A 3,636-nucleotide genomic window follows, 5' to 3' on the forward strand; every position below is an offset into this window, starting at 1 on the left:
CGCCGCGCGCACCTCCTTTGGTTCGGTCGCCTTCGGGGCGCCTGAAGCCGGTGTCGAGAGCCCCACCGTGCTCGGCGCTGCGCGCCTCCGCGCGCTGGGGCTCTCGACACCGGCGCGCCCCTACGGCTCCCTCTCGGCCGACGCGTGGGGACAGGCCGGCTTGGTGGGCCCTTGCCCTGGGTTACTCCGAGGCGATGGCTCGGAGTAGGTCGAGGTGTGCGGCTCGGCGGGCTGGGCGGAGGCCTGCGAGTGCCCCTGCTGTCAGGCCTACCAGTGTCACTAGGAGGAGTTGCAGGGGTGGTGCCGCGAAGGCGAAGGTGCTGTCGCTTGCGCCGTCCGAGGCCTTGACCAGGACCCAGCCCAGGAAGGCGCCGAGGGTGAGGCCTCCTACCGTGCCGAAGGCGGCCACCAGGACCGACTCCCAGCGGACCATGGCCCGGAGTTGGGGGCGGGTCTGGCCTACGGCCCTCAACAGGCCCAGTTCGCGGGTGCGTTCGTGGATCGCCAGGGTCAGTGTGTTGGCGATGCCCAGGAGGGCGATCAGGACCGCCAGGGCGAGGAGGGCGTAGACCAGGGTCAGCATCATGTCGATGCCTCCGGCCGAGGACTGGGCGTATTCGTGGCGGGTCTGGACTTGCGGGGCGCCGTAGCGGTCGGCGATCTTCTCGACTGAGGCCTTGCCCGTCGTCGTACTCACGCCCTGCTTGAAGGACACTGCGACCAGTGTGTCGGAGTCCTGGGTGCGGTGTGGGGCCCAGGCGGCTCGGGTGATGACGTAGTCGCCGGCGAGTTCGGACTGTCCGTAGACCGCGCGGACCGTGAAGGTCTCCTTCTTGCCGTCGGTGAAGGTGAGTTGGGCCCTGCTGCCGGTGGTCAGGTGTTGGCGGTCCGCTTCTGTGCGCGTGATGGCGATGCCGTCGGTGCCCAGGGTGCTCAGGGAGCCCTGGAGCTTTCCCAGGTCGAAGGTGCGGGCCAGGGCGGTGGGGTCCGTCACCGTCAACGCCCTTCCCTTGCCGTTGACTTCGGCCACCCCTTTGCCGAGGCCCACCGCGGTGTCCACTTCGGGCAACCTTCCGATGGCTCCGGCCAGTCGAGGGCTCAGGCCGCTGCCGCCCGCGCCGAAGGAGGGGGTGCTGACGGCCACGTCACCGGCGAAGGACCGGGACACGGTCTGGTCCATCGTGGCCTTCAACGAGGCGCCGAAGACGGTGAACAGCGACACCACTGCCACGCCGATCATCAGCGCGCTCGCGGTGGCGGCCGTGCGGCGGGGGTTGCGCAGGGCGTTGCGCCTGGCGAGGCCGCCGGTGATGCCACGCAGTCGGTCCAAGGGGCTGCCCAGGACGCGTACTGCCGTGGCGGAGGCGACCGGGCCGAGGACCACGAAGGCGAGCAGGGCCAGCACCGACCCAAGTCCCGCCAGTATCAAGGACGGTGAGGCCAGCACGCCGGTGAGTGTCACGGTGAGCGCGAGGGTGGCCAGGATCATTCCGGTGAGCGCGCGGGCGCGGGAGGTGCCTGACTGGTCCACTGCCGTCTCGCGGAGTGCGGCCAGGGGGGCGGTGCGGCCCGCGCGGATGGCCGGCATGAGGGCGGAGGCCAGGCAGACGACGACTCCTACGGCGAGCGGCAGGGTCAGGGAGAGTGTGCGGATCACCAAGTCGCCCTCGGGGAACGGGAATCCGATCGCCGGGAACAGTGCTTTCAGTCCGGCCGCGATGCCGATGCCGCCCGCGAGGCCGGCTGCCGACGCGGCCACTGCTACGGCGCTCGCCTCCGTGACGGTGGCCGCGGTGACCTGGCGGCGGGAGGCGCCGAGGGCCCGCAACAGGGCGTTCTCGCGGGTGCGTTGGGCGATGACGATGGCGAAGGTGTTGTGGATGGAGAAGGTCGCGACCAGCAGGGCGATGCCCGAGAAGACCAGGAGGAACGTGGTGAAGATCGTCAGGAATTGAGAGGAGACCATGTCCGTGTTCTCCTGTGCCGACTGTTGTCCCGTGATCGCCTCAACTCCCTTGGGGAGCAGGGGGGTCACGCGGTCGACCAGTTGTTGCTGGCTGATGCCGGGGCCCGCGCGCACGCTGATGCTCGATGCCTCGCCGGGCTTGGCGGTGAGGTACTTCTCGGCGTCGGCCTGGGTCATCCCGGTGAACGTCACCTGTGCCATGCCGTCCTCGCCGCCGAAGGTCGCGAGGCCTACGATCGTCACCTTGACGGGGTCCGGTGTGCGCAGCGTTGTCGTGTCACCGATCTTCAGGTGGCCCTTGTCGGCGGCACCCCGGTTGACGACGACCTCGCCGGGGGCGGTGGGAGTACGGCCCTCGGCGAGGCGGTACGGGTTGAGTTTCGGGTCGGTGATCCAGTTGCCGGCGAGAGTGGGCGGACCCTTGCCGCCGATCGGTTCGCCGTTGGCGCCGACCAGTTGGCCCGCGCCCTGGATGCTGGGGGCGGCTGCCGCGACGCCGGGTACGTGGGTGATGGTCTTTGCCAGGGACGTGCTCACCGGTTGCCGTACGCCCTGGCTCTCGCCGGGGGTCGTGATGGCGTCCGCGCTGCGGACCACGGCGTCCGTGCCGCTGGTCGCGTCGCCGAACATGGTGTCGAAGCTGGCGCGCAGGGTGTCGCCCATGACGAGGGTCCCTGCGAGGAAGGCGACGCCCAGGAACACGGCGAGGAACGTACCGGCGAAGCGCCTTTTGTGGGCCCGCAGGGAGGACATGCTCAGGCGTAGGGACGCGTTCATGACCTCACATCCTCGAAGGCTTTCAGGCGGTCCAGGACCTTGTCGGCCGTGGGGGATTCCATGCGGTCCACCAGGCGTCCGTCGGCGAGGAAGACGACCTCGTCGGCGTGGGCGGCGGCGACCGGGTCGTGGGTCACCATCACGACCGTGCGGTCCGTCTGACGTACGGCGCGGCGGAGCAGGCCGAGGACCTCGCCGCCGGAGCGGGAGTCGAGGTTGCCGGTCGGCTCGTCGGCGAAGACGACCTCGGGGCGGCCCGCGAACGCCCTTGCCACGGCGACGCGTTGCTGCTGGCCGCCGGAGAGTTCCGAGGGGCGGTGGTGGAGGCGGTCGCGGAGGCCGACGACGTCGATGAGCTCGTCGATCCAGTCGCGGTCGCCGCCGGCTCCGGAGAGGTCGAGGGGGAGGGTGATGTTCTCGGCGACGGTCAGGGTCGGGATCAGGTTGAAGGCCTGGAAGACGAAGCCGACGCGGTCTCGGCGGAGGAGGGTGAGGCGACGGTCGTCGAGCGCGCCGAGTTGCGTGTCGCCGATGTACGCGGCTCCGGAGGTGAGTGTGTCGAGTCCGGCGGCGCAGTGCATCAGGGTGGATTTGCCGGAGCCGGAGGGGCCCATGATCGCGGTGAAGCGGCCGGCCGGGAAGTCGACGCTCACCCCGTCCAGGGCGCGAACGGCGGTGTCGCCGACGCCGTACACCTTGACGGCGTCGACGACCCGCGCGGCCGTGCGGGTGGTGGTCGCGGTGGTCATGCCTGGCCGCCGCCCTTGCCGGTACGGCCGAACTGCTCGTCCAGGACGGACAGCCGGCGCCAGTACTCGTCCTCGTCGATGTCGCCGGTGGCGAAGCGGCGGCCGAGGACGGCGAGCGGGGAGTCGCCGGTGGGGCGGGGGGCG

Annotated in this window: 2 protein-coding genes and 1 pseudogene; all 3 read right to left on the minus strand. The window is 70.7% G+C overall.

The window, feature by feature from the left end:
- Positions 1 to 181: 181 nt before the first annotated feature.
- The gene (locus tag R6V09_RS48635; protein WP_317887852.1) at positions 182 to 2,743 is read right to left on the minus strand and encodes an ABC transporter permease; all 2,562 of its coding nucleotides are present in this window, start codon (positions 2,741 to 2,743) and stop codon (positions 182 to 184) included.
- The gene (locus tag R6V09_RS48640) at positions 2,740 to 3,492 is read right to left on the minus strand and encodes an ABC transporter ATP-binding protein (protein WP_317887853.1); all 753 of its coding nucleotides are present in this window, start codon (positions 3,490 to 3,492) and stop codon (positions 2,740 to 2,742) included. The genes R6V09_RS48635 and R6V09_RS48640 overlap by 4 nt, the downstream gene beginning before the upstream one ends.
- Positions 3,489 to 3,636, minus strand: a pseudogene (locus R6V09_RS48645) (SHOCT domain-containing protein); the annotation flags it as partial. The gene R6V09_RS48640 and the pseudogene R6V09_RS48645, both read right to left, overlap by 4 nt.

Source organism: Streptomyces sp. W16 (assembly GCF_033194735.1).
Lineage (GTDB): Bacteria > Actinomycetota > Actinomycetes > Streptomycetales > Streptomycetaceae > Streptomyces.

What these genes read in the sequence shown, in the direction of transcription:
- R6V09_RS48640 (WP_317887853.1), bottom strand. Translation starts at nt 3,492, where the DNA reads ATGACCACCGCGACCACCACCCGCACGGCCGCGCGGGTCGTCGACGCC.
- R6V09_RS48635 (WP_317887852.1), bottom strand. Translation starts at nt 2,743, where the DNA reads ATGAACGCGTCCCTACGCCTGAGCATGTCCTCCCTGCGGGCCCACAAA.